The organism is Brevundimonas sp., from assembly GCF_044239655.1.
Lineage (GTDB): Bacteria > Pseudomonadota > Alphaproteobacteria > Caulobacterales > Caulobacteraceae > Brevundimonas.
The window spans coordinates 1-3,138 of record NZ_JBIIAY010000201.1 but is presented as its reverse complement, the minus strand read 5'-3'; the positions used below and the strand labels follow the sequence as shown (position 1 = coordinate 3,138).

At 65.0% G+C, this 3,138-nt stretch carries 2 protein-coding genes and 1 pseudogene; all 3 read left to right on the top strand.

Features of this window, described 5'->3' with window-relative positions; translation table 11 throughout:
* Positions 1-123: 123 nt before the first annotated feature.
* Positions 124-585, top strand: a pseudogene (gene rplO / locus ACILQR_RS16270) (50S ribosomal protein L15); the annotation flags it as partial.
* Between the two features lie 246 nt (positions 586-831).
* A complete protein-coding gene (secY, locus tag ACILQR_RS16265; protein WP_271146919.1) occupies positions 832-2,211 on the top strand; it encodes a preprotein translocase subunit SecY in 1,380 nt (459 codons plus the stop codon).
* Between the two features lie 101 nt (positions 2,212-2,312).
* Positions 2,313-2,873, top strand: a complete 561-nt coding sequence (locus ACILQR_RS16260) for an adenylate kinase (protein WP_395652407.1) — start codon at positions 2,313-2,315, stop codon at positions 2,871-2,873.
* The last annotated feature ends 265 nt before the right edge of the window (positions 2,874-3,138 follow it).

Here is a 3,138-nt window from a genome sequence, read left to right as displayed (position 1 = left end):
GAGCCGCTATAGCGCGCGACCTTGAAGTTCCGGGTTCGGCTCATTTGGCCGATCCCATCTGCGTTTAAACAGCCGAGTCATCGTCTCCGGGCGATGGCGCTAGCACCCGAAAGGATCAGGCACATGAAACTGAACGAAATCCGCGACAACGAAGGCGCGCACAAGAAGCGCATGCGGGTCGGCCGCGGCCCCGGTTCGGGCAAGGGGAAGACCGCCGGTCGTGGTGTCAAGGGCCAGAAGTCGCGTTCGGGTGTCGCCATCGGCGGCTTCGAAGGCGGCCAGATGCCCCTGTACATGCGCATGCCCAAGCGCGGCTTCAACAATCCCAACGCCCTGAAGCTGGCCGAGTTGAACCTGTGGCGCCTGCAAGACGCCATCGACGCCGGCAAGCTGGACGCATCGTGTGAGATCAAGGGCGACGCCCTGGTCGCGGCCGGCGTGATCCGCCGCGTCAAGGACGGCGTCCGCATCCTGGGCACCGGCGAACTGAAGTCGGCCGTCAACCTGGTCGTCTGGTCGGCTTCGGCCGGCGCGATCAAGGCGATCGAAGCGGCCGGCGGCACCGTCGTCCAGCAGCGCATCGCCGCAGAGGCCAAGGCCGCTGCCGCCGTCGAGAAGCGCAACGCCGCCAAGGGCAAGGCTCCGCCCGCCAAGGCCCCGCGTGGCGACGCCAACAAGATCTCGGCCCGTACTACCCGTACGGCTGCCAAGGCCTAATCCAAGAAAGCTTGAGGGGCGGTCTCGCTAAGAGGCCGCCCTTCGCCTATCTGAACTCCGGCCTGCGGATTCGACGCCGCCTGGCCGCGTTCTGATCAGTCGGGGTAACGACATATGGCTTCGGCCGCCGAACAACTTGCCGCCAACATGAACATGGGCTCGTTCGCGAAAGCGACCGACCTGCACAAGCGGCTGCTCTTCACCCTGATGGCCCTGCTGGTCTATCGGTTGGGCACCTATGTGCCGATCCCGGGGATCAACTCCGAAGCCTTCCTGCAGTTCTTCCAGAACCCGGACGGGCAGCGCGGCATCCTGGACATGTTCAACATGTTCTCCGGCGGTGCCGTGGAGCGCATGGCGGTCTTCGCCCTGAACGTGACGCCCTATATCTCGGCCTCGATCATCGTCCAGCTGATGGGCACGGTCTATCCGCCGTGGGAGAAGCTGAAGAAGGAAGGCGGCGAAAGCGGCCGTAAGCAGCTGAACCAGTACACCCGCTATCTGACGGTGTTTCTGGCGCTGGCCCAGTCGCTGGGTATCGCCGCGGGCCTGAATGCCCAGCCGAACCTGGTCGATCAGCCGGGCCTGTTCTTCATCGCCACCACCGTCGTCGCCCTGACCGGCGGCACCATGTTCCTGATGTGGCTGGGCGAGCAGGTGACGGCGCGCGGCATCGGCAACGGTATCTCGTTGATCATCTTCGCCGGTATCGTCGCGGTCCTGCCGGGCACGATCGCGCGCCTGTTCGGTCTGGCCCAGCAGGGTCAGCTGTCGGCCTTCGCCCTGCTGTTCATCGCCGCCCTGGGTATCTTCACGGTCGTGTTCATCGTGTTCATGGAGCGGGCCCAGCGCCGGCTGCTGATCCAGTATCCCAAGCGCCAGGAAGGCAACCGGATGGCGGGCGGCGAACGCTCGTTCCTGCCGCTGAAGGTCAATACCGCAGGTGTGATACCTCCGATCTTCGCCTCCTCGCTGCTGATGCTGCCGTCGACCGTTGCGACCATGACGGCCAACGCCGATCTGCCGACGTGGCTGAGCTGGCTGCCGATGGTGACCGGCCAGCTGACGCACGGCCAGCCGCTGTTCATGCTGCTGTATGGGCTGCTGATCGTCTTCTTCTGCTTTTTCTACACCTCGATCACCTTCAACCCCGAGGACACGGCCGAGAACCTGCGGAAATACGGCGGTTTCCTGCCAGGCATCCGTCCGGGCAAGCGTACGGCCGAGTATCTGGACTACGTCCTGACCCGTCTGACGGTCATCGGCGCGGCCTATATCACTGCGGTCTGTCTGATCCCCGAGTTCATCGCGGCGCAGATGGGGCCGAGCCTGCTGTTCGGCGGTACCTCGATCCTGATCGTCGTGTCGGTGACCATGGATACGGTCGCACAGATCCAGTCGCAGCTGCTGGCCCACCAGTACGAAGGCCTGATCAAGAAGGCCAAGCTGCGTGGGCGGGGTGGACGCGGCGCGCCCGCTCCCGTACGGCGGTGATGAGTGGGGCCACAGCGCCTTGCGCGACTTAAGTCCAGCTTGTTGGGTCACGGCGCGTCGCGCTACTTGAGCCCGGTTACGATCGCTTTGGGAGGGCGGCCTTGAACCTGATCCTGTTCGGACCGCCTGCCGCGGGCAAAGGCACCCAGGCCAAGCGGCTGGTCGATGGGCGGGGCATGGTCCAGCTGTCGACCGGCGACATGCTGCGCGAGGCGATTGCGTCGGGCTCGGACCTTGGCAAGCAATGCCAGGCCATCATGTCCGAAGGCGGTCTGATCGCCGATGACATCGTCATCGCCCTGATCGAGGCCCGGCTGAAAGAAGCCGAAGACGCCGGCGGTGCCATCTTCGACGGCTTCCCCCGCACCCTGGCCCAGGCCCAGGCGCTTGACGCCATGCTGGCCAAGCTGGGCAAGAAGATCGATGCCGTCGTCCGCCTCAAGGTCGACGATACGCAACTTCTGGAGCGCGTCGCCAAGCGGTTTGCCGAACAGGGCCGCCCGGACGACAATCCGGACAGCTTCAAGGTCCGTCTGGACGCCTACAACCGCAACACTGCGCCCCTGCTGCCCTATTACGCCGACAAGGGCCTGCTGACCGAGATCGACGGTATGGGTGCGATCGACGCCGTCGCCGCCGAGATCGACAAGGCGCTGGGGTAACTCGCTTCCCAGCCGCCAAGCGGCGAACGGGAAGAGGGCGTTGACTCACCCCCTCCAATCACCCTCCTATCGCACCGCAGCGTAGAGGGATCAGGCATGGCGTTCAGGGTCGGTAAAGCAGCGACGGCGATCGCCCTGGTGCTGGCTCTGACGGTGCAGGCCGGTTTCGCCCATGCAGCCGATGATCCCGCCACCTATGCCGAGACCATCGAGGGTCTGACGCGCCAGGACGGCCTGGCCCCAATCTTCGTCGATGCGGACAAGG

Excerpts from the sequence above, each read along its gene's own strand:
- secY (WP_271146919.1), top strand. The coding sequence starts at position 832 with ATGGCTTCGGCCGCCGAACAACTTGCCGCCAACATGAACATGGGCTCG.